General features: G+C 42.9%; 22 protein-coding genes. 2 read left to right on the top strand and 20 right to left on the bottom strand.

The window, feature by feature from the left end; translation table 11 throughout:
- Window positions 1–14 precede the first annotated feature (14 nt).
- Complete coding sequence (gene rpmB / locus ACRPI0_RS03670; RefSeq protein ID WP_039041889.1) at window positions 15–203, top strand: 50S ribosomal protein L28; 189 nt, start codon at window positions 15–17, stop codon at window positions 201–203.
- Between the two features lie 34 nt (window positions 204–237).
- Here the strand turns inward: rpmB and spoVM are convergent, their stop codons facing one another.
- The 13 genes from spoVM to gmk all read right to left on the bottom strand — a co-directional run bounded on the left by spoVM (window position 238) and on the right by gmk (window position 12764).
- The gene (spoVM, locus tag ACRPI0_RS03665) at window positions 238–390 is read right to left on the bottom strand and encodes a stage V sporulation protein SpoVM (protein WP_432354929.1); all 153 of its coding nucleotides are present in this window, start codon (window positions 388–390) and stop codon (window positions 238–240) included.
- Between the two features lie 13 nt (window positions 391–403).
- Window positions 404–1057, bottom strand: a complete 654-nt coding sequence (locus ACRPI0_RS03660) for a thiamine diphosphokinase (RefSeq protein ID WP_432354927.1) — start codon at window positions 1055–1057, stop codon at window positions 404–406.
- The gene (rpe, locus tag ACRPI0_RS03655; RefSeq protein WP_432354926.1) at window positions 1054–1722 is read right to left on the bottom strand and encodes a ribulose-phosphate 3-epimerase; all 669 of its coding nucleotides are present in this window, start codon (window positions 1720–1722) and stop codon (window positions 1054–1056) included. Before rpe ends, ACRPI0_RS03660 begins: the two co-directional genes overlap by 4 nt.
- Before the next feature lie 4 nt (window positions 1723–1726).
- Window positions 1727–2608, bottom strand: coding sequence for a ribosome small subunit-dependent GTPase A (rsgA, locus tag ACRPI0_RS03650; protein WP_432354925.1), 882 nt, complete (start codon window positions 2606–2608; stop codon window positions 1727–1729).
- A 13-nt stretch (window positions 2609–2621) separates the two neighbouring features.
- A complete protein-coding gene (gene pknB, locus ACRPI0_RS03645; protein WP_432354924.1) occupies window positions 2622–4592 on the bottom strand; it encodes a Stk1 family PASTA domain-containing Ser/Thr kinase in 1971 nt (656 codons plus the stop codon).
- Window positions 4589–5347, bottom strand: coding sequence for a Stp1/IreP family PP2C-type Ser/Thr phosphatase (locus ACRPI0_RS03640; protein ID WP_432354923.1), 759 nt, complete (start codon window positions 5345–5347; stop codon window positions 4589–4591). Before ACRPI0_RS03640 ends, pknB begins: the two co-directional genes overlap by 4 nt.
- Window positions 5348–5374: 27 nt before the next feature.
- Complete coding sequence (gene rsmB, locus ACRPI0_RS03635; RefSeq protein WP_432354922.1) at window positions 5375–6733, bottom strand: 16S rRNA (cytosine(967)-C(5))-methyltransferase RsmB; 1359 nt, start codon at window positions 6731–6733, stop codon at window positions 5375–5377.
- Window positions 6730–7671, bottom strand: coding sequence for a methionyl-tRNA formyltransferase (fmt, locus tag ACRPI0_RS03630; RefSeq protein ID WP_432354920.1), 942 nt, complete (start codon window positions 7669–7671; stop codon window positions 6730–6732). The genes rsmB and fmt overlap by 4 nt, the downstream gene beginning before the upstream one ends.
- Window positions 7664–8185, bottom strand: coding sequence for a peptide deformylase (gene def, locus ACRPI0_RS03625; RefSeq protein ID WP_432354919.1), 522 nt, complete (start codon window positions 8183–8185; stop codon window positions 7664–7666). Before def ends, fmt begins: the two co-directional genes overlap by 8 nt.
- A 26-nt stretch (window positions 8186–8211) precedes the next feature.
- A complete protein-coding gene (gene priA, locus ACRPI0_RS03620) occupies window positions 8212–10623 on the bottom strand; it encodes a primosomal protein N' (protein ID WP_432354918.1) in 2412 nt (803 codons plus the stop codon).
- Complete coding sequence (gene coaBC, locus ACRPI0_RS03615; RefSeq protein WP_432355876.1) at window positions 10620–11828, bottom strand: bifunctional phosphopantothenoylcysteine decarboxylase/phosphopantothenate--cysteine ligase CoaBC; 1209 nt, start codon at window positions 11826–11828, stop codon at window positions 10620–10622. The genes priA and coaBC overlap by 4 nt, the downstream gene beginning before the upstream one ends.
- A gap of 89 nt (window positions 11829–11917) precedes the next feature.
- Window positions 11918–12142, bottom strand: coding sequence for a DNA-directed RNA polymerase subunit omega (gene rpoZ / locus ACRPI0_RS03610; protein ID WP_432354917.1), 225 nt, complete (start codon window positions 12140–12142; stop codon window positions 11918–11920).
- A 4-nt stretch (window positions 12143–12146) separates the two neighbouring features.
- Window positions 12147–12764, bottom strand: a complete 618-nt coding sequence (gene gmk / locus ACRPI0_RS03605) for a guanylate kinase (RefSeq protein ID WP_432354916.1) — start codon at window positions 12762–12764, stop codon at window positions 12147–12149.
- A 136-nt stretch (window positions 12765–12900) separates the two neighbouring features.
- Between gmk and ACRPI0_RS03600 the strand changes: the two genes are divergently transcribed.
- On the top strand, window positions 12901–14592 hold the full coding sequence (locus ACRPI0_RS03600; protein ID WP_432354915.1) for an Rqc2 family fibronectin-binding protein: 1692 nt from the start codon (window positions 12901–12903) through the stop codon (window positions 14590–14592).
- A 361-nt stretch (window positions 14593–14953) separates the two neighbouring features.
- Here the strand turns inward: ACRPI0_RS03600 and pyrE are convergent, their stop codons facing one another.
- The 7 genes from pyrE to ACRPI0_RS03565 form a co-directional block, all read right to left on the bottom strand.
- Window positions 14954–15583 (bottom strand): orotate phosphoribosyltransferase, encoded by a 630-nt coding sequence (gene pyrE / locus ACRPI0_RS03595; protein ID WP_432354914.1) that lies wholly within the window; start codon window positions 15581–15583, stop codon window positions 14954–14956.
- On the bottom strand, window positions 15583–16296 hold the full coding sequence (gene pyrF, locus ACRPI0_RS03590) for an orotidine-5'-phosphate decarboxylase (RefSeq protein WP_432354913.1): 714 nt from the start codon (window positions 16294–16296) through the stop codon (window positions 15583–15585). Before pyrF ends, pyrE begins: the two co-directional genes overlap by 1 nt.
- A complete protein-coding gene (locus tag ACRPI0_RS03585; RefSeq protein ID WP_432354912.1) occupies window positions 16293–17207 on the bottom strand; it encodes a dihydroorotate dehydrogenase in 915 nt (304 codons plus the stop codon). The genes pyrF and ACRPI0_RS03585 overlap by 4 nt, the downstream gene beginning before the upstream one ends.
- Entirely contained in the window at window positions 17204–17980 is a 777-nt protein-coding gene (locus ACRPI0_RS03580; RefSeq protein ID WP_432354911.1) for a dihydroorotate dehydrogenase electron transfer subunit, read from the bottom strand. Before ACRPI0_RS03580 ends, ACRPI0_RS03585 begins: the two co-directional genes overlap by 4 nt.
- 38 nt (window positions 17981–18018) lie before the next feature.
- Window positions 18019–19293, bottom strand: coding sequence for a dihydroorotase (locus tag ACRPI0_RS03575; protein WP_432354910.1), 1275 nt, complete (start codon window positions 19291–19293; stop codon window positions 18019–18021).
- Window positions 19259–20170 (bottom strand): aspartate carbamoyltransferase catalytic subunit, encoded by a 912-nt coding sequence (locus ACRPI0_RS03570; protein ID WP_432354909.1) that lies wholly within the window; start codon window positions 20168–20170, stop codon window positions 19259–19261. Before ACRPI0_RS03570 ends, ACRPI0_RS03575 begins: the two co-directional genes overlap by 35 nt.
- Before the next feature lie 148 nt (window positions 20171–20318).
- A complete protein-coding gene (locus tag ACRPI0_RS03565; protein ID WP_432354908.1) occupies window positions 20319–21632 on the bottom strand; it encodes a solute carrier family 23 protein in 1314 nt (437 codons plus the stop codon).
- Between the last annotated feature and the right edge of the window lies 1 nt (window position 21633).

The following is a 21633-nucleotide window of genomic DNA, read 5'->3' as shown; positions in this document are numbered from 1 at the left end:
GAGGAGGTTATAAAATGGCTAAGGAATGTGTAATTACTGGTCGCAAAGCACGTGCAGGGAATAATCGTTCCCACGCAATGAACTCTAGTAAACGTGTCTGGGGTGCGAACCTTCAAAAAGTCCGTATTCTTGTGAACGGCAAGCCGAAGCGTGTTTGGGTATCTGCCCGCGCACTTAAATCAGGTAAAGTTCAACGCGTATAATAGACCGCAACCAATAAAAACGCCAGGCTGAAGTTCAGCCTGGCGTTTTTTCATGTCGCTTTTTACGTTTCTTTGATGCTGTTGAGGTCGGTTTAGCTTTCGCTGTCTCCTCTTTAGAAAACACGACCATGCACTTCCGTACAATTCCGCTTACAAACTTCGGTAATGTAAATGTATAAATACGCAACTCCCCACTCCTTTCAGGAATCTGAGCTCCTTACCATTAAACATATGCCGGCAAGTAGTGAGATAGTACAAGATGCTTCGAGTATCTCGTTGCTTGTGAAGCGAGTATCTCCAAAAATAATCTCCTCGCCAGACACTTCATACTTCACACCCTTTAGGGTCAATCCTTTGACTGCTTCAGTCATGCTGTAAAAGGAGAGGTACTTAAACTGTTCGTTGTGCTCGATAGTATAAGTCCCTTTCTGAAGTAAGGTGAGTTCATTTTGACGATTCGCCATAATGAGTTGGGTAGATTTCATGTGACTTACATTACGAACTAAAAGCTGAAGGACGGAAAACATGTGATCTAACCGACCACCTGTAACTCCCGTCAAAATAATTCGATCTGGCTCTTTAGAATAAGCATAACTCAATGCCAATTCTGTATCTGTTTCATCCTTTTCAGGGGAACGTTTTTCCAGAAAACACCCAGTTGCTTCTATCTTTTTCATTTCTGCTTCACTTACTGAATCGAAATCACCGATAGCAGCAATCGGGATGATATTTGCTGCAAGCAGTCGAAGCGTACCTCTATCTGCTCCGATGAACTCGGCACCATCTTCTAAAAAAGGAGCCAGAGGGATAATTTCTTCCTCTGGCCCTCCTGCACAAATTATAATTGTCTTCACAGTCCTTGCGCCTTTTCTCCAGCAGTACGAATTTTTTGTATAGCTGCTGCACGATCTTGTTGGTTGTAAACTGCTGAGCCTGCAACAAAGACAGTAGCTCCCGCTTCCACACAAACACCGATGGTTTCAGGCGTAATTCCGCCATCGATTTCAATTTCAATCGATAAGTTACGTTCTTTAATGATGTCAGATAGTTGTTGAACCTTTGGTACGACAGATGAAATGAATTTCTGACCGCCAAAGCCAGGGTTCACTGTCATGAATAGGACAAGATCAATATCTTCCAATATATGAAGAATTGTTTCAACAGGTGTATGTGGATTCAGCACGACGCCAGGCTTAGCTCCATGAGAACGAATGAGTTGAATCGTTCTATGCAAATGACGGCAAGCTTCCACGTGTACTGTAATGTAATCCGCACCAGCATTTGCAAATTGTTCAATATACCGATCTGGTTCTTCAATCATTAAATGTACATCGAGCGGCAATGTTGTAACAGGTCGAATGGCTTCAACAATAAGCGGACCTATTGTAATATTCGGAACAAAATGACCATCCATAACGTCTACATGGATCCAATCAGCGCCTCCTTGTTCCACTTCTTTAATTTCATCACCAAGCTTTGCAAAATCTGCTGATAAGATAGAGGGTGCTATTTTTATCATCCTATTAATACCTCGGCTTTCTTTCGGTTATTTCCTGCAAAAACTGTAAGTAGTGCGTGTAACGACTTTTCAGGATTTCTCCTGTATCCACTAGCCTTTTTACTTCACACGAAGGCTCTTTCAAATGCAAGCAGCCTCTAAACTTACATTGTTCCGCCGCTTCCAGGAATTCTGGGAAACAACTTCCTAATTCTTGTTTCTCTAATGTATCGAACTCGAGTGAACTAAAACCAGGTGTGTCGGCAACTAAGCCTCCTGCTACTTCATGCAGTTCAACGTGGCGGGTCGTATGCTTACCACGTCCAAGTGCTTCAGATATTTCACCCGTCTCAAGAAGCAGACCTGGAAGCAATGTATTCAAAAGTGTCGATTTCCCAACACCTGATTGCCCTGCAAGAACTGTTGTATTCCCTTCTAAATAAGGGAGCAGTTTTTCGATCAGTCCTGGTTCATCGATAGACGTCAAGAGAACTGAATAACCAATCGAACGGTAGTAATCCGCAGCTTTTTCTGCTGCCTGAACTTCTTGTTCATTCGCTTTGTCTTTTTTCGTGAAACAAATAACTGGCTTAATGTAATGGGACTCGACAAGGACAAGAAAGCGATCCAGTAAATTAAAACTGAAAGTCGGTTCGACAATCGAAACAGCAAGTAACGCCAAGTCAATATTGGAGACAGGCGGACGTACTAATTCGTTTTTTCTCGGATGAACTTCAGTAATCGTCGCGTCTTCGACACCCTCTTGTACATATGTTACCCAATCACCAACAAGCGGAGTGATCTTGCGCTTTCTGAAAACGCCTCTTCCTCTACAACGCACTGTCCCACCATCGTACTTCACATAGTAAAATCCACTAATCGCTTTTCTAATCTGGCCTTCTGCCATCCAATCCCCATCCTTATTGTATGTCTTTATAGTCAAAAGTCTTTTCTTCAATGACCGTTGTACCTCGAAGAATTCTATAACCACCACGTTGGCCTTCTTCAAGTTCAACTGTAATTTGTTCTTCAACATCTTCTGTTATTTCAAATTCCTTAGTAGGATCCGTCATGGAATGTTCACGGTCTTGAATATAAATACGCACCGTTTGTGGTGGATTTACCTCATCCTCTAAAGAGTCGTCGCCCTCTATTACTTCATAAGGGATTTTCACACGTTTAACATAGAGCTTAGTAGGTTTTTGCGCAGGTCCTTTTGATACCGTCACACTTACTTTAGATCCTATAGGCAACGACTGACCTGAGGATGGCTCTTGTTTCATAACCTGCCCTGCAGGTATGGTGTCAGAATTACTATTTTTAACGACTTCAATATTGAAACCGGATGTGATGGCATACTTATTTAGCTGATCATCGGTAAATCCTATTAAACTTTCTAAGCTCCGCGTTTCAGGTCCTTTGCTCACCGTGAATACGACATCTGTATCTCCAGGAACTACTTCAGAATCCGGTTCGGGATCTTGACCTAATATGGTTCCGGCTGGTTCATCACTGTAGGTTTCTTCAGATTCAATCGACTTGAACTTGTATATTCCCAACCGTTCTTTTATCGACTTGTATTCACGATTTGTATAGTCACTGAATGCCATCGTCTCTTTGCCTGTACTCACGTATAACTTCACGGCGCTGCCTTTATCACGTTCTTTTTTCGCTTCAGGGATTGTTCTGAAAACTTCCCCTTTTTCATACTCCTCAGAAGGTTGCTCTAGTTTGTTATCGACTACAAAACCAAGTTCTTCTAAAAGTGCAGTCGCATCCGCTTCATCTTTACCGATCACGTCCGGTACAGCTACTTGTTGGTCAAAAACTCCGGTAATATAGAGCACTGCAACGATAGCGGCAATAAGGATTGCTAAACTTGCAATAACTGGCCATTTCTTACGTTTCTTTTTCGCAGGCTGTTGCTGCAGTTGAACCGACTCTACACGGACTGGTTCAATTTTCACAGTTTGTTCAGAATCCATCAAACTAGGGGCATCTTTTATAATTGGAAGCGCCCTTGTTTCATCTTCGTCAAACAACGGAATTGCAAACTTCTGCTCGTTCATCCGAGACGGCTCAAGTGCCGTACGTAAATCTTCATACATTTCATCTGCAGAAACGTATCGGTGACTTGCGTCTTTTGCTGTTGCTTTCAATATGATATTTTCTACGCTCTGAGGAATCGAAGGGAATTCTGCACGCACAGAAGGCGTTTCTTCTTGTAAATGCTTGAGAGCGACCGCAACAGCTGTTTCTGCTGAAAACGGTAGTTTCCCAGTCAACAACTCATAGAAGACAATTCCTAGTGAATACACATCGGATTTTTTTGTAGCCATTCTGCCGCGTGCTTGTTCAGGTGATAAATAATGGACCGTTCCAAGTACAGAATTCGTTTTCGTATGAGATGTGGCTGTAAGAGCCATAGCTATACCGAAATCTGTGATCTTCACATGCCCTTCTTCATCCATTAAAATATTTTGTGGCTTTACATCCCGATGGATGATTCCGTTATGATGTGCATTTGAAATAGCCGCAACAAGTTGCAACATAATAGGAATCGCTTTTGCAGGTTCAAGTGGACCATTTTCCAAAATGAAGCGCTTTAACGTCAATCCCTTCACATATTCCATTACTAAATAGTGAAGTTCTCCCTCTTCTCCGACATCAAAAATATTAACGATGTTAGGATGAGTCAAACTGGTAGCTGAAAGAGCTTCGCGTTGAAATCTACGCTTCAACTCTTCTTCGTGCGCAAAATCATAATTCAAGACTTTAATAGCAACATCTCGATCCAAAATCACATCGTGAGCGACATAAACTTTAGACATACCGCCCTCACCAATGGTACCGATGATGTCATAGCGGCCTCCAATTCGATTCCCAATCATAAGACACCTGCTCCGTGGTCGGTAGAGGCAAGCAATACCGCAGTGATATTGTCCTCTCCTCCCCTTTCATTCGCTAAATCAATCAGCTGATTCACTTTCTTATCAAGAGATCCATCAGCAGTAATTAGTTCACGCATCTTTTCTGAGTCCACTTTGTTGCTTAGACCATCTGTGCACAATAAAAGATAGTCTCCTTTATTTAATGCGACATGATAAAACTCAGGTTCGATGTCCTTTTCAGAACCGACAGCGCGCATAATCCAGTTACGTTGAGGATGGACTTCAGCCTCTTCTTCAGTGATTTCACCACTTGCTAATAATGCATTCACATAAGAATGATCTTTTGTAAGTTGCGTAATCGTATCTGCTTTAACGGAATAGACTCGACTGTCTCCTACATGAGCGATGTAGCAATTACCTTCAGCAATAACAGCAACTTCGAGGGTAGTTCCCATCCCTTCGTGTTCTGAAGAAGACTGCGCCTTTTCAAAAATCAATTGATTCACTTCACGAACTATCGAGTTCAACCAAGCCGTCCAGGTTTCTGCAGACTGTGGAATCGTCGTCCCTAACTCATTGAACTGTTCACCCATCAAACGAACTGCCATTGCACTAGCAACATCTCCACTTCGATGTCCACCCATGCCATCTGCAATTACAGCTAACACATAGCCATTTTCAAGAACGAATACGGCAGCCTGATCTTCATTGAATGTGCGTTTCTTACCAATATCCGTTCGTACACTGAAATGCATCGCGCTTCCCCCATCCCTGTACGTTCTTTAGTTGTTAGCAGCTGGCTTTTGCAAAGTGGCTGCGAAAAATCCATCACTTCCGAAATGTTGTGGTAACACTTGTAACATACCGTTCGGTGTAGCTAATCCTGCTTCTTCGAAGAATTCTGGCACCAGTTTCACAGCTTCCGGATGGCGTTCTAGAAACTGCAATACTACGCCTTCATTTTCAGTTTTATCAACAGTACACGTACTGTAGACAATCTTGCCGCCCGGCTTGACGAGTGTCCATGCCATTTCAAGTAGCTCTGATTGTATTTTCGTGAGCGATTCGAGATCTGCTTCTGTCTTGTTATACTTAATTTCTGGTTTTCGTCGAATAACTCCAAGACCACTACAAGGTGCGTCCACTAAAATCCGATCGAACGTATCCGGTTCATACGTGTAATTTAGTTCGCGGCTATCCCCGCTTGATGTCCAAATCGATTTTAGTCCTAAACGTTCTGCATTCTCTTCGATTAGTAGCAATTTGTGTTCATGAAGATCGTGCGCATGCACTTCTCCTTTATCATCTAAATGCTCTGCGATTTGGGTCGTTTTGCCTCCAGGTGCTGCACACATATCAAGTACCTTCATCCCTGGATGCACATCGAGTGCATAGACAGGAAGCATCGAGCTTTCATCTTGAACAGTTAACCAGCCCTTCGTATACGTATAGGTTTTCGCGACATTCCCAGAATGGCAATAGATTGCTTCAGGTACCACTTTCCCTAACTCTACTTTTGCCCCTTCACTCTTCAACTGATGCAACGCTTTTTCAACAGTTGTCTGTGCGATATTAACACGCGCCGTATTCGTTGGTGGTTCATTATTAGCACGTGCCATTTCTGAAGTCACTTCTATACCGTACTGGTCAATCCAACGACGAATTAGCCACTCAGGATGACTTGTCTCTAATGACAAACGTGTAATTCCATCTGTTACTTCATCAAGAGAACGGACTCCTTGGCGCAATACAGAGCGAAGTACTCCATTTACTAATCCGGTTGTTCCTTTGTGTCCACGTACTTTTGCAATTTCTACTGCTTCGTTTACAGCAGCATGTGGAGGTATTTTTGTTAAGTAGACAATCTGATACAGTGACATACGTAACAGTTCACGAACCCAATCATCCAATTTCCCTTTAATGAATGGTGCTAGATAATAATCTAACGTCAATCGATATTGCAACGTACCGTAAGTTAAATTTGTTAACAGCGGCTTGTCCTGTTCTCTAATTGCATAAGACTTCATTGTTTTTGTTAGTAATAGATTGCTGTACGCTTGGTTGCGACTCACTTCAAGCAGAATGGATAGGGCTGCATCGCGGACGTTCCCTTGCATCATTATTTTCTTCTTAGCTGTCATAGGAAGAGATCTCCTTTTTCCCACTGACTACCCGTTCCATTTAAGAATACGGATGCAGTCATGCGTTTTTTTCCTGAGGGCTGCAATTCCGTAATCGCAACTGCTGTATCATCACCGGACTTCACTAGAATATGTTCTTTCGTCAATTCGATAATTTCACCCGGCTTGCCTTCACTGTCTGTTTGCATTGCTTCTGTCTTCCAAATCTTCACGTTTTCATCGCCGAATGTTGTATATGCTGTTGGCCATGGAGAAAGTCCTCTTACTTGGTTATGGATATCCATACCCGGACGCGTCCAATCGATACGCTCTTGTTCGCGTGAGATATTTTTCGCAAATGTAACCAGTTCTTCATCTTGAGGAATCCGTTCATTTGTTCCTTCCAAAATGGATGGTAATGTTTCTTTTAATAGATTTTCTCCCGTACGAGATAGCTTTTCAAACATCATACCCGTATCGTCTGTCGGCAAAATTGTTTCATTCGCTTGTGAAATGATATCACCAGCATCTAGTTTTTCTGCCATGTACATAATAGTAACACCCGTTTCAGTACAGCCATCCATCACCGCCTGATGAATCGGTGCACCTCCACGATAGGCAGGTAGTAGCGAAGCGTGCACATTAATGCATCCTAACTTAGGAACTTCAAGCAAAGCTTTCGGTAAAATCTGACCAAACGCTGCTGTTACGATCAAGTCTGGAGCTAACGCTTTAATTTCTTCCAACTCAGATGACCCTCTTAACTTTTCTGGCTGAATAACTGGAAGTCCTAGACGCAAGGCTTCAGCTTTCACAGGAGGAGGTGTGAGGACACGCTTGCGTCCTACCGGTCTATCAGGTTGCGTTACAACGCCAACAATTGTATAGCCTTCTTCGTGTAACATCCGTAAAATAGGAACTGAAAAATCAGGAGTTCCCATGAATAATAGCCTATGCATTCGATTCACCCTCCTTTTCGAGTTGAACGAGTTCTTCGTCCAATTGTTCAAATTCAGAAGCATCGACTATACGACTGATCTTTGTATTAAACAAAATACCATCCAAGTGATCTATTTCATGCATAATTGCACGGGCTTCAAAGCTTTCTGCCTCTAATTCATAGAGCGAACCATCTCGTTCTTGTGCTTCAACACGTACAAAGAATGGACGCTTTACTTCACCGTACAACTCTGGAAAGCTAAGACATCCTTCCAAATCAACATCTTCTCCGCCAACGGCAGTAATCACAGGATTAATGAGCTCGATTGGTGGATCTCCTTCGCCTATATCTACGATTGCAGCACGAATCGAACGCCCTACTTGTGGTGCAGCAATTCCTACACCATCAGCAGCGATCATCGTTTCTAACATATCATCGAGTAATTTGTGAAGTTGACGATCAAACTTCTTCACTTCAGTAGTTTTCGTTTCAAGTATTTCTGCTGGGTATTTTACAATTTCTAGTACAGTCAAACTGATTCCTCTTTTCTTACACCTGCTTAGTAAATAACGACAGGTGATTTATCGACAGCGAGTATTAACCCGTCTTTGATCCACTCAGTCCGGTAAAAACGGATGAGAGCTTGCAACGTCTCTGTCAGTTTCGGTTCTTTTTTGTATTTTATCAAACATTGATAGCGATATCTATTATTCACCCGACTAATAGCAGATGCTGTCGGCCCTATGATCACACTATCTGGACTTAAACCTTCCGATAAAAACCGCGTTGCTTTTTCTGCATAGCCAACGACTTTCATTAAGTCTTCATGGCTAAACTGAATATTAACAATGTAGTAAAACGGCGGATAGCCAAATTGTTTACGAGAACTCATCTCCATTGTATAGAACGGCTCATACAGTTGAGATTTAGCAAGCTCAATTGCGTAGTGCTCAGGCGTGTAGGTTTGGACGAATACTTCCCCTTCCAAATCATGTCGACCTGCCCTTCCACTAACTTGCGTCAACAACTGAAACGTCTTTTCTGCAGCACGGAAATCAGCTAAATGAAGTGTTGTATCTGCCGCTAGTACTCCCACCAACGTAATATTGGGAAAGTCGAGTCCTTTTGCGATCATTTGAGTCCCTAAAAGAATATCCGCTTGTCCTTCGCTGAACTTCTGAAGCAAGCGAGCATGTGAACCCTTTTGGCGGGTAGTATCTACATCCATACGGAGAACACGCGCTTCGGGGAACAACTTAGCAATTTCCTCTTCCGCTTTTTGAGTCCCAGTCCCAAAGAAACGAATATGTTCACTTTCGCATTCTGGGCAAGTTTGGGGCACGCGGTCTTCATGCCCACAATAGTGACATTTGAGATTTTCAGTAGCTCTATGATACGTCAATGAAATATCACAGTTCGGGCATTGGATCGTAGTCCCACAATCCCTACATAGCACAAAAGAGGAGAATCCCCGTTTGTTTAAAAAAAGCACTGTTTGCTCACGCTTCTCCAATCGGATCCGGATTGCCTCCGCCAATTGTACGGAAAACATGGAACGATTGCCCTCTTTTAACTCCGCGCGCATATCCACAACACTTACAGTAGGCAACGCCTGTTCCTTTGCGCGTTTCGGCAGTTCTAATAAGTGATAAACTCCTTTAGACGCACGTGCGTATGATTCAAGTGAAGGTGTCGCACTTCCTAAAATGACCGGACATAGATTATAAGTTGCGCGCCAAATCGCGACATCTCTCGCATGGTAGCGTGGAGAGTCTTCTTGCTTATATGTCGATTCGTGTTCTTCATCTAAAATAATAATCCCTAGATTTTCAAACGGCGCGAAGATTGCAGAACGCGCACCTACGACAACTTTCACTTCTTTTCGATGAATTCTGCGCCACTCATCATACTTTTCACCCGCAGACAATGCACTATGCATAACAGCCACCTGGTCCCCAAAGCGTTCAATAAATCGGGATGTCATTTGAGGAGTCAACGAGATTTCAGGGACGAGTACAATAGCCTCTTTACCAGTTTCAAGCACTTCTTCGATTGTCCTCAAGTAAACTTCAGTTTTTCCACTACCAGTTATTCCATGTAGTAAGAATGTAGTATCCTCTTGCTTTCGATACGCATGAAGTACTTCGTCTACAGCATGAGTTTGGTAGCTCGTTAGCTGCTCAGGAATCGCCGTATCGCGTAGCTTTGCAGCTTCAGGTTCACGGTAGACTTCCGTCTGTTTCTCAATAGCTGCGCCTTTTTCTATCACTGTTTTCAGCACAGGAGAGGATACATTTGCATCCGCCATCAATTTTCCTGCTTCAATAGCTTGTCCAGCGTGTTCAAGCATCCATTCGATGAGTTCACGTTGCTTAACCGCTTGCTTACTAAGTAAATCTGTTAGTTGTTGTAGAATTTCTACGCTTTCAATATGAATCATGCGTACTTTTTTCACCGAAGTTTGTTGCTTGACCAATGTATCTACGCGAACCGCCCCGGATTTTGTATACACTTTTAATTGCTTCAAAAGCTCTGGTGTATTAGCATTTTTCAACGGGATACGATCTCTTTTATGAAGTAATTCCAAAAATGATTCATCCGTAATCGCTTGGAGGTCTTCCACTTGAATGAACTTCTCATACTTCGCACGCATTGCTGCTGGCAACATGACTTGAAGTGCTTCTATCCGGTAAGCGAGCGTATCTGTAGCTAACCACTCAGATAGTTTCAGTAATTCCTCTGATAGAATAGGATCAAAATCAATCAGTTCCTCCAATGGCTTCAACTTAGCGATATCCAAATCACTTTCTTCTTTCACAGCAATTACGTAGCCGACAACTTTACGTGGTCCAAAAGGGACTTTCACACGCATCCCAGGCTCTACAAATCCAGCGAATAGCTCCGGGATTTTGTAGTCAAATGGACGGTCTATTGGATACGCTGCAACGTCCACGATTACTTCAGCAATCATAGTGAACGTTTTCCTTCTTGGACAATCGCTTTAAGCAATTGTTTTGCAAGTTCTTTTTTCTCCATCGCTGGAAATGGATGTTCTACTCCATCCCTAGAAACTAACGTAACGACATTAGAATCGCTGCCGAAACCGCCATTTGGATCAGTGACATCATTGACAATAATCCAGTCAAGATTTTTCGATTCCAATTTCCCTTTTCCGTATGTAAGCGCATCTGTCGTTTCTGCTGCAAAACCGATGAGTCGTTGTGTTGTTTTTTGTGCTCCTAGTGTCTTCAATATATCCGTGGTACGTTCTAATTCAATCGATGCCGTACCATCTTTTTTCTTCATCTTCTGATCATGTACCGTCATTGGGCGATAATCTGCAACTGCAGCAGATTTCACCACGTAATCCGCATCTTGATAATAATCCAAGACAGCATCTAACATCTCAGCAGCACTTTCTATACAAATGAGTTTCACACCTTTAGGTGATTCAAGCGAAACAGGCCCGGATATTAAAATGGTTTCAGCGCCCATCTCAACGGCAGCTTGTGCCATTGCATACCCCATTTTCCCACTTGAGAAGTTTGAAATATATCGAACAGGATCGATTCGCTCTAGTGTGGGACCAGCTGTTACAACTACTTTCTTCCCAGCAAGCGGAAGATCGCGGGATTCATTGAAATAAGCATCTACTAATTCAACGATACGTTCAGGCTCTTCAAGGCGACCTTTTCCAACATAACCACATGCTAAAAAACCTTCAGAAGGTTCGATGAATCGATAGCCGTCTTCGTACAGACGATCGATATTTCGAAGAACTGCAGGGTGCTCGTACATATGGACATTCATAGCAGGGGCAATCCAAACAGGTGCCGTTGCTGCAAGCAAAATAGTTGAAGGCATATCATCAGCGATACCATTCGCTAGCTTTCCAATGAAATTCGCTGTAGTCGGTGCAACGAGAATGAGATCTGCCCAATCCGCAAGATCGATGTGAGCAATAACCGATGATTCTTTTTCGTCAAATGTGTCCCAATAGACATCATTCCTGGACATTACTTGAAACGATAAGGGTTGAACAAATTGCATAGCGGAGCGACTCATAACTACTTTCACCTGTGCTCCAGCCTGACTCAACTTACTCACCAACACGACAGCTTTATAGACCGCTATGCCTCCTGTCACGCATAACAAGATCTTTTTATCAGCCAACACCTTCATCATCCTTTCCGAAAATGACAAACTCCCAAAGAAAGTACGTTTTCTAAGGGAGCTTCCATATGTGTATTCAACTCAAATGCTGTTTAAATTTCGTCCTCATAGACAATGGAATCATCCGTTTTACGTTTGTGAAGCATGCCTGCTGCAACTTCTTCAAGTGCTTTACCGACATTCTTATGAGATGTGTAAGAAGGCAGTTGCTCATCCTTCTTTTCCTGCATTTCACGAGCTCTTTTTGCGGCAAGTGAAACCAGTGTGTACTTAGAATCGATTTTTTCCTTTAGTGAATCAACAGATGGATATAACATTGTCTTATTCCCCTTCCAACATGGCTAAATAACGTGCTTCGACGCGTTCTCTACGACAGTGCTCTGCAATTACGATTGAATTAATACGATCGCACGCTTTGGTAACTTCATCGTTTTCTACTACATAATCATACAAGTCCATCATCTCTAATTCATCGCGAGCTTTTGCAACTCGTGATGCAATGACCTCTAGGACTTCGGTTCCACGCCCGACCAAACGTTGCTCTAGATGAGAAAGACTTGGCGGTGCTAAGAAAATGAACAAACCATCAGGCATTTTCTCACGCACTTGCGCTGCTCCAACCACTTCAATTTCCAAGAATACATCTCTTCCTGAATCGAGTGTTTCGTTGACATAGTCAAGCGGTGTGCCGTAGTAATTCCCAACATACTCTGCATGCTCAAGAAGTTTACCTTGAGAAATCAATTCTTCAAATGTTTCACGCGGGCGGAAAAAATAATCGACTCCATCCACTTCACCTTCTCGAGGCAGACGTGTCGTCATCGATATCGAATATTCATAATTGGTGTCCGGTTGTGTAAAAAGTTCTTTCCGAACTGTCCCTTTGCCGACTCCTGAGGGGCCGGAAAGAACAATCAAAAGTCCTCGTTGTTTAAACATGCAATCCCTCTTCTAATGTAGTCTCTCCATTCAAATCAGTCCTAAACGGGAATGATCCGAAGTTTGTATTCGTATTATACCATATCTTAGACGCGTAGTGCTAAAATGGAGAAAACGAAAAGAAAGAGGAATTCACATGGCCTTTGATGGACTGTTTACGACCGCAATGAAACGCGAACTACAAGCAATAGAAAACGGACGAATCTCTAAAATTCACCAACCAAATGCACAAGAAACCGTATTCATTATCCGTGCAGGTGGTCAAAACCGAAAGTTACTATTTTCGGTTCATCCTTCCTATGCACGTGTACAATTTACAGAAGAAACGATACAAAATCCGAAAGAGCCACCTATGTTCTGTATGACACTCCGTAAACACTTGGAGGGCGGGACAATTACAGCGGTTGAACAGATGGGAACAGACAGAATCTTGAAGTTCACTATTCGCTCTAAGAACGAAATTGGTGACGATATGGAACGCACGATTGTCTTCGAAATCATGGGCCGACATAGCAACTTTTTATTGCTCGACCCTGAACGCAATATGATCATCGATAGCATGAAACACTTACCACCAAGCGTCAACAGTTATCGGACTATTATGCCAGGGCAGCCGTTCATTCCTGCACCGCCTCAAGACAAACTAAATCCTTACACACTTACACAAGAAACGTTTGAACAATTACTTCCTACGTTTGATACGCCTAAAGCAGTCGTACAGGAACTCTCTGGTTTTTCACCTATTCATGCTGAAGAACTTTTATACCGCTTGGCTCATTCAGAAGACCAACCTGCTTTTAAGACCTATCAACAATTCGTCAGCATCTTTTCCGAAGGTCCTTTTCATCCTAATACTGTGGAGAAAGACGGAAAGTTATTATTTTCAGCTGCAGAGTTAACGTTTGCACAAGCGTCTGCAATTGTTTATCCGAAATTAGGTGAATTGTTAGACAAGGTCTACTTCGCACGTGCTGTGAGGGAACGGGTGAAAGCACAAGCCGCCGATCTCGAACGTTGGCTCGATAATGAAATTGCGAAATTGAAGTTAAAAGTGCAGAAGCTTGAAAAAGAACGTAAAGATGCAGGTCGTCTAGACACCTTCCAATTGTACGGAGAACTACTTACTGCCAACAGCTATGCAATTGAAAAGGGTCAGAAGGAAGCTGAAGTGGAGAACTATTATGAGCAAGGCACAACTGTTACCATTCAACTGGATCCACGTAAATCTGTTATCGATAATGCTCAACGATACTTTTCCAAGTATACAAAAGCGAAGAATGCATTAATTCAACTTGCAAGTCAGTTGGATAAAGCTCATGAAGACATCGAGTATTTCGAAATGGTCAAGCAACAAGTGATGCAAGCATCCACAGACGATATCGATGAAATTCGTGATGAGCTTGCTGAACTAGGGCTGATGAAAGCACGAAAGAGCAAAAAGAAAGTGAAACCGAAAAAGCCGATGCCTGAATCGTATCAGTCTACGGACGGCACTAAGATTTCAGTCGGCAAAAATAATCGTCAAAATGATTGGTTGACATCTAAGCTTGCAGCTCGAAATCATATTTGGCTCCATACGAAAGATATACCGGGGTCACATGTTGTCATTCATGATGAAGAACCAAGTGAAGCTACGATTCAGGAGGCAGCAACTCTCGCAGCTTATTTCAGTAAAGCGCGAGGTTCTGCATCCGTACCTGTCGATTTCACAGAAGTGCGACACGTGAAAAAGCCAAATGGTTCAAAACCTGGATTTGTGATTTACTTTGAGCAAAAAACAGTATTTGTCACGCCTGATGAAGATGTCGTACGTCAATTAAAAGCATAATTCCAACCATCATGGCAGCCGCCATGATGGTTTTTCTTTTTCAGTAGGTCCAGTAGTTGCTGCGTGCTCATAAAACACAGTAAATGATCATAAATTGTCGATTTCGCTCATAAATCGTCAAAACTGATCATAAACAACAAAATGTGATAATAACTTGCAATATATGATCATAACCTTCAAAAAATGATCATAAAATGACAAATCCGCTCATAAATCTATTCCTATCGACAAAGTCTCCCTAGAATCCCTATTATTTTCACTCCTACCTATTATTCTGCAACATTCGACATCTATCGATTGCTGTCGAACTCAATTTTTATACAAAAAAAGAAGCCTAGCGCAAAACGCCAGCTTCAGTCAATTATTGCAATGATCCCGATTTCAACTTTTGATGCCAATCTAGAAGTGAGGCAAGGGATTCTTCGCGGATCGCGCCAGAACGTATTGCAACTTCCGCAAGGGCATTGAAATCTGTAAGACTCGTGTATGTTAATCCTGCCTTTTCAAATGCCTGATTTGCACTCTCTAATCCATATGTAAAGATGGACACAACGCCTTCAACTTGGACACCCGCATCTTTTAATGCATCAGCAGCTGTCAAACTACTTCCGCCCGTAGAGATCAAATCTTCTACAATGATTGCGCGATCTTCAGGCTTTACTTTTCCTTCAATCTGTTTGCTACGTCCATGACCTTTGGCTTTAGAACGAACATATACCATCGGTAAACCTAAAATATCGGCAATCCATGCAGCGTGTGGAATTCCTGCTGTTGCTGTACCTGCAATGACTGTTGTATTCGGATAGTTGGCTTTAATCGAAGCTGCCATTCCTTCAGCAATTCGGCGACGTCCACCTGGGTCCGACATAATAAGACGGTTATCACAATAGATTGGTGATTGAATGCCTGAAGCCCATGTGAAAGGTTCATCGGGACTAAGTGTTACAGCACCTACGTGTAATAGTATTTTTGCGATTTCTTGTTTTGTCATTATTCGTTCAGTCCTTTCCACTGTCGTGCAATTTCTTCGTACGCTGCTACTGGGTCTACTGCCCCTGTAATCGAGCGACCCACTACAATTTGCGTTGAACCCATTTGTCTAGCTTCTGCTGGAGTGGCAATTCTCTTCTGATCATGTGCAGCATCGTTTGCAAGCCGAATTCCAGGTGTTACTTTTAAGAACTCTTGACCACATACATTGGCAATCGAACTCGCTTCAAGAACTGAACAGACGACGCCATCCAACTTAGCAGCTTGTGCAAGCTTTGCGTAGTGAAGGACTGAATCGTTTAACGAGTGTTGAATCAGTTGATCCCGTTGCATTTGTGCTTCTGTTGTTGAAGTCAACTGAGTGACTGCAATAATTGAAGGTCTACTCTGCCCCGCTTCTGTTCCTATATCTAATCCTTCAAGTGCCGCTTCCATCATCAACGAACCACCTGCAGCATGGACATTTACTAAATCTGCACCTACTGCTGCAAGTGATGTCATTGCTGACTTTACCGTATTCGGGATATCATGTAATTTCAAATCCAAGAACACATCAAACCCTTGCTCTTTTAGACGATAAAGAATACTCGGACCTTCTTTGTAAAACAGTTGCATTCCGACTTTAACAAATGTTCCTGTTTCAAACGGTTTTAAAAAGGACAATGCAGCTTCTTGGTGTTTGAAATCGAGTGCAATGATTGGGGATGTGTTCATACCGCATGACTCCTTCCGATTAGCTCTGTGATGTTTGCAACTCCTAATTCATCTAACAAAGAAGGCAGCGCATGAATGATTTCTGGACAGACAAATGGGTTAACAAAGTTCGCTGTTCCTACCGCTACAGCGCTTGCTCCAGCAGATAAAAAGTCAAGAACATCTCCAGCATCTGTAACTCCGCCCATTCCGATGATCGGTATATTTACCGCTTTACTTACCTCATAGACCATACGGATTGCGACTGGTTTTACAGCAGGTCCTGAAAGTCCCCCTGTACCATTTGCGATGACAGGCTTGCCTGTTTTCCGGTCGAGTCTCATGCCGACTAATGTGTTGATCATTGTAATTCCGTCTGCTCCAGCTGCTTCTACAGCCTTAGCAATGACTGTTATGTCTGACACATTAGGAGATAACTTTACATAAACCGGAACACTCGACACTTCTTTCACAGCTGCCGTTAATTCTGCAGCGAGTTTTGGATCTGTACCAAATGCAATTCCGCCACATTTAACGTTCGGACATGAAATATTCAATTCTAAAGCGTTAACGTTTGGTGCTTTAGAAATAACTTCCGCGACTTGGACATAATCTTCTATCTCAGATCCAGCTACATTCGCGATAATTGGAACGTCATGTTGAGCGAGGCGAGTTAACTCTTCAGCCATCACTCGCTCTAATCCAGGATTTTGAAGTCCTATAGCATTCAACATCCCTGCAGCTGTTTCCGCTACTCGTGGAGTCGGGTTACCGAATCGTGTCTCGAGCGTTGTGGCTTTGATCATAATAGCTCCGAGTTGAGATAAATCATAAAGATTTCCATACTCTTTTCCAAATCCGAAACATCCTGAAGCAGGCATAATTGGATTTTTTAACGATAATCCCGGTAATTCAACAGCTAATCGATTCATAATGCAACCACCCCCGCTGGAAATACAGGTCCATCTGAGCAGACTTTGACGTAACGCATGTGCTGCCCTGCTTGCGTTTCACATACACATGCGAAGCAAGCGCCAATGCCGCACCCCATGCGCTGTTCAAAGGACAAGAATCCCGATTTATCATGAAAGGCTTGTTGCACTGCGTGAAGCATAGGTGTTGGTCCACACGTATAATACGTTGTGAAGTCTACAGGATTTCGTGCAAGGGAATCGGTCACAAAACCTTGCTCACCTGCACTTCCATCTGCTGTCACGATGCGTGTTTCGCCAAGAGCCGCAAACTCTTCTTCATAAAATACAGCGGTAGCAGATTGAAAACCTAAAATATGTACACAGTTGACGCCTTTTGCAGTCAGTTCTTTAGAAAGCTGATACAAAGGAGGTACGCCAATTCCGCCACCAATCAATACAGCTGTTTCACCCGGTGCTGAATTGTCAGCAGAGAAACCATTTCCAAGAGGTCCGAGGACATCTACTTCTACACCAATTTGTTTTGCTGCGAGCAGCTGTGTTCCTCTTCCTTCCGCACGGAAGATGAGCGTCATTTGTTGGTTCTCTTTATCGAAAGAAGCAATTGAAATGGGTCTTCTTAATAACGGTTCAAATGTATCGGATACACGGATGTGAACAAATTGACCAGGTGAAGCAATTTCACTCACAAGGTTTCCTTCGAGTACCATTTCAATAATATTAGTAGCAATTTGACGTGTTGCGAATATCGTCATTCTGTTCTGTACAATCATGCAAGAACCCCCTTCTATTCTCTGGATCATTGCAGTACTCACTTTTGTTTTGTAAAGACGGTTTCTCCACCGAAAAATGTCATCACAGGCCATCCTGTGCATGTCACTCCTGTAAACGGTGTGTTCTTTCCTTTTGAAAGGAATGTAGTTGGGTCAATTGCCTGCTCTGTCGTCAAATCAAGGAGTACTAGATCTGCTGTAGCTCCTTCTACAAGGATGCCATACGGAAGGTCAAATACGTCACACGGTTTCTTCGCAAACCAATCGACCAGTTGCTTCAACGACCAATCTCCGTTTTTCACGAAGTGCGTGTAAAGTAATGGGAAAGACGTTTCAAAACCAGTAATCCCGAATGGTGCTATCTTAAATCCTACAGCTTTTTCTTCCGCACTGTGAGGCGCGTGATCTGTTGCGATGAAATCTAGCGTCCCGTCAAGCAAGCCTTCACGTAATGCTGCTAAATCTTCGTTGCCACGTAGTGGTGGATTCATCTTCCATACCGCATCATCACCAGGAATGTCATGCTCAGTAAGTAACAAATGGTGTGGCGTTACTTCAGCTGTTACATTTACTCCAGCACGTTTTGCATCGCGGATTACGCGAACTGACTCTTTCGTACTTACGTGACACACATGATAGTGTGCACCCGCTGCTTCAGCAAGTAAAATATCGCGAGCAATATGGACCGACTCTGCTACTGAAGGGATTCCTGGTAGTCCGAGTTCCTTGTTACGAATGCCTTCGTGCATTGCGCCTCCATAAATGAGCGTATTATCTTCACAGTGCGCAACGACTGCCATATTCAATTTCGCGGCATCTTGCATTGTCTCAAGCATCATTCCCGCCTGTTGAATTCCTACACCATCGTCTGTAAACGCAAATGCTCCATGGTCTTTTAGTTCTGCAAGATTCGTACGCTCTTTACCCGCTTCTCGAATTGTAATCGAAGCGTACGGTAAAACACGAATTACTGCATTTTTTTCAATCAACTCGTTAACATGTTGTATAGTTTTAATTGTATCTGGAACAGGTCGTGTATTTGGCATAGCACAGATTGTTGTGTAGCCACCTTTAGCGGCAGCTTTCGTTCCACTTTCAATAGTTTCCTTATGCTCGCCACCTGGTTCTCTTAAGTGAACGTGCACATCGACAAATCCTGGTGCTAAGCAAGAACCGTTGCCGTCAATCACTTCTGCACCGTTCACCTCTAGATTTTGTCCGATTTCCGCAATCTTTCCATCTTGTATCCGTACATCTTTCAAATCTTGTGACGTTTCGTCATATAGCCAAATATTTCGGAGCAGCTTGTGCATGTACATTTCCTCCTCGTAAAATCATTTCCATCGCAGCAGCGCGGATGTAAACTCCATTTTCAACAGCCTCATATACACGTAGTTTCGGATGAGTTGTTAATGATTCTGCAATTTCGACTCCCCAGTTGATTGGAGCCGGATGCATAATGATCGCGTTCTCCTTCATCATCGCTGCCCGTTCTGCAGTCAACCCATATTGCTCGTGATACACTTCTTTAGTAAAACTCATTTTTTCATCGTGACGTTCATGTTGAACACGTAGCAACATCACAACGTCTGCTTGTTCAATCAACCCATCCCAGCCTGGGACTGTTTCGTACTCACCTGACCACTCATCTGGGCAAACAAATTGGACATCTGCACCAAGTTTTCGCAATGCTTCCGCGTTAGAAGCTGCAACTCTACTGTGTGACAGATCACCCGCAATAACGACGTTCAGTCCTAGGAAGTAGCCGAACTCTTCTTTGATTGTGAACAGGTCCAAAAGCGATTGACTCGGGTGTTGCCCCGTACCATCTCCGCCATTGAAAACTGGAATTTTAATACCTTCAAGTTGTTTGTAGTACTCTTTTTCAGGGTGACGGATGACAACAGCATTTACTCCTAATGCCTCAAGAGTTTTGACTGTATCAAAAAGTGTTTCTCCTTTAGTCGTACTTGAATGACCTGGATCAAACTGGATAATTTCCAACCCTAATTTCCGTTCAGCGATTTCAAAGCTAAGTTTTGTGCGAGTGCTCGGCTCAAAGAACAAGTTGCTCACTAAATATTTCCCGGGCAATTCCCGAATTCCGTGTCGCTTCAAATACTCCGCATAATTCAAGATTTCCATAATATTTTCTTCGCTAAATTGTTTCATCGTAAGTAAGTTATCCATTTTTTCGTCCTCCTCTTAGTTAGGGGAAGGTTTTAAAAAAAGCCTTCCCAGCATATAGGAAGGCCATTTATGTATGCAGGTCCCTTGCAGTCCCTGTCACATAAACCTTTCCTTGTCTCTCTGTACAATGTTAAAAGGTCTAACGTATTTAGTTGTCTTTATCCACAAGTAGTGGTTCTTCTTGAACGTCATCCAGCGTGTTCTTTTCACGTCCAGGTAGCACTAAGTTTAAAACTACACCGACGATTGCAGCTAGCGCCATACCTTCAATATGGAACGTATCGCTGAAGTTGATGGATGCACCACCAATTCCGATGACAAGAATAATTGATGTGATGACAAGATTTCGCTGTTTGTCAAAGTCGACTTGGTGATCCACAAGCATACGTAATCCTGATGATGCAATAATTCCGAATAGGAGGATTGAAATCCCGCCTAGTACAGCCGTTGGTATTGTTGAAATGAGTGCCATAACTTTCCCGATAAAGGAGAATAGTATAGCGAACACTGCAGCTCCAACAATAACATATACGCTATACACACGTGTGATGGCCATGACTCCGATATTTTCGCCATAAGTCGTTTTCGGTGGTCCACCAAGCAAACCACTTATAAGTGTTCCTATACCGTCACCTAACAGTGAACGATTTAACCCTGGATCACGGATGAAATCACGCTCTACAACTTTTCCAAGCACAAGTTGGTGACCGATGTGTTCTGAGATTGTGACAATCGCGATTGGTACCATGACGAATAGTAGCGTAGGTGTCACTGCGAAGTGGTAATCGACTCCCGGTATTAAGAACTCCGGAACTGCAAACCACTTTGCTTCTAACACTGGCTTAAAGTTTACAATGCCGATGGCAGCAGAGTAAATATAGCCTACAATAATGCCGATTAACACCGGCATTAAACTGATTACACCCTTGAAAAACATTAGACAGATGATAGCAGTCGCAAGTGTAACCAGTGCTGCTGAAAAGTACAATAAACTATATGAACCAGGATCGTTTACATCTATCAAGCTTGCCATTTTCACTGCCGTTGGAGCAACTGCTAAACCGATTACCATAATCACTGGTCCTACTACGACAGGCGGAAGAATATTCATAATCCAGTTGTGACCAGTTTTCCATATTAGAAGTGAGACAATCGCATAAACGAGTGCAACGAACATGCTACCGATCATTGCACTTCCAATTCCACCAGTTTCAGTCGCGACTTGTATAGGCACTATGAAAGCGAAGGAAGATCCAAGATACGCTGGGACTTTACCTTGTGTAACGACAACAAAAATAAGTGTTGCGATACCACTTGTCAGTAAAGCGATTGCTGGGCTAAGTCCAACGAGTTGTGGGACTAGGATTGTTGCCCCAAACATAGCGAACATGTGCTGGAGACTTAAAGCAACCCATTTACCGGTTGCTGGTTTTTCATGAATATCCAATACTTTTTCTGACATA

Source organism: Sporosarcina sp. A2 (genome assembly GCF_050858885.1).
GTDB lineage: Bacteria > Bacillota > Bacilli > Bacillales_A > Planococcaceae > Sporosarcina.
The sequence above is the reverse complement of the archived record's forward strand: the minus strand, read 5'-3'. Positions and strand labels throughout refer to the sequence as shown.

Excerpts from the sequence above, each read along its gene's own strand:
- rpmB (WP_039041889.1), top strand. The coding sequence starts at position 15 with ATGGCTAAGGAATGTGTAATTACTGGTCGCAAAGCACGTGCAGGGAAT.
- rpe (WP_432354926.1), bottom strand. The coding sequence starts at position 1,722 with ATGATAAAAATAGCACCCTCTATCTTATCAGCAGATTTTGCAAAGCTT.
- rsgA (WP_432354925.1), bottom strand. The coding sequence starts at position 2,608 with ATGGCAGAAGGCCAGATTAGAAAAGCGATTAGTGGATTTTACTATGTG.
- pknB (WP_432354924.1), bottom strand. The coding sequence starts at position 4,592 with ATGATTGGGAATCGAATTGGAGGCCGCTATGACATCATCGGTACCATT.
- ACRPI0_RS03640 (WP_432354923.1), bottom strand. The coding sequence starts at position 5,347 with ATGCATTTCAGTGTACGAACGGATATTGGTAAGAAACGCACATTCAAT.
- rsmB (WP_432354922.1), bottom strand. The coding sequence starts at position 6,733 with ATGACAGCTAAGAAGAAAATAATGATGCAAGGGAACGTCCGCGATGCA.
- fmt (WP_432354920.1), bottom strand. The coding sequence starts at position 7,671 with ATGCATAGGCTATTATTCATGGGAACTCCTGATTTTTCAGTTCCTATT.
- priA (WP_432354918.1), bottom strand. The coding sequence starts at position 10,623 with ATGATTGCTGAAGTAATCGTGGACGTTGCAGCGTATCCAATAGACCGT.
- rpoZ (WP_432354917.1), bottom strand. The coding sequence starts at position 12,142 with ATGTTATATCCATCTGTTGATTCACTAAAGGAAAAAATCGATTCTAAG.
- gmk (WP_432354916.1), bottom strand. The coding sequence starts at position 12,764 with ATGTTTAAACAACGAGGACTTTTGATTGTTCTTTCCGGCCCCTCAGGA.
- ACRPI0_RS03600 (WP_432354915.1), top strand. The coding sequence starts at position 12,901 with ATGGCCTTTGATGGACTGTTTACGACCGCAATGAAACGCGAACTACAA.
- pyrE (WP_432354914.1), bottom strand. The coding sequence starts at position 15,583 with ATGACAAAACAAGAAATCGCAAAAATACTATTACACGTAGGTGCTGTA.
- pyrF (WP_432354913.1), bottom strand. The coding sequence starts at position 16,296 with ATGAACACATCCCCAATCATTGCACTCGATTTCAAACACCAAGAAGCT.
- ACRPI0_RS03585 (WP_432354912.1), bottom strand. The coding sequence starts at position 17,207 with ATGAATCGATTAGCTGTTGAATTACCGGGATTATCGTTAAAAAATCCA.
- ACRPI0_RS03580 (WP_432354911.1), bottom strand. The coding sequence starts at position 17,980 with ATGATTGTACAGAACAGAATGACGATATTCGCAACACGTCAAATTGCT.
- ACRPI0_RS03575 (WP_432354910.1), bottom strand. The coding sequence starts at position 19,293 with ATGCACAAGCTGCTCCGAAATATTTGGCTATATGACGAAACGTCACAA.
- ACRPI0_RS03570 (WP_432354909.1), bottom strand. The coding sequence starts at position 20,170 with ATGGATAACTTACTTACGATGAAACAATTTAGCGAAGAAAATATTATG.
- ACRPI0_RS03565 (WP_432354908.1), bottom strand. The coding sequence starts at position 21,632 with ATGTCAGAAAAAGTATTGGATATTCATGAAAAACCAGCAACCGGTAAA.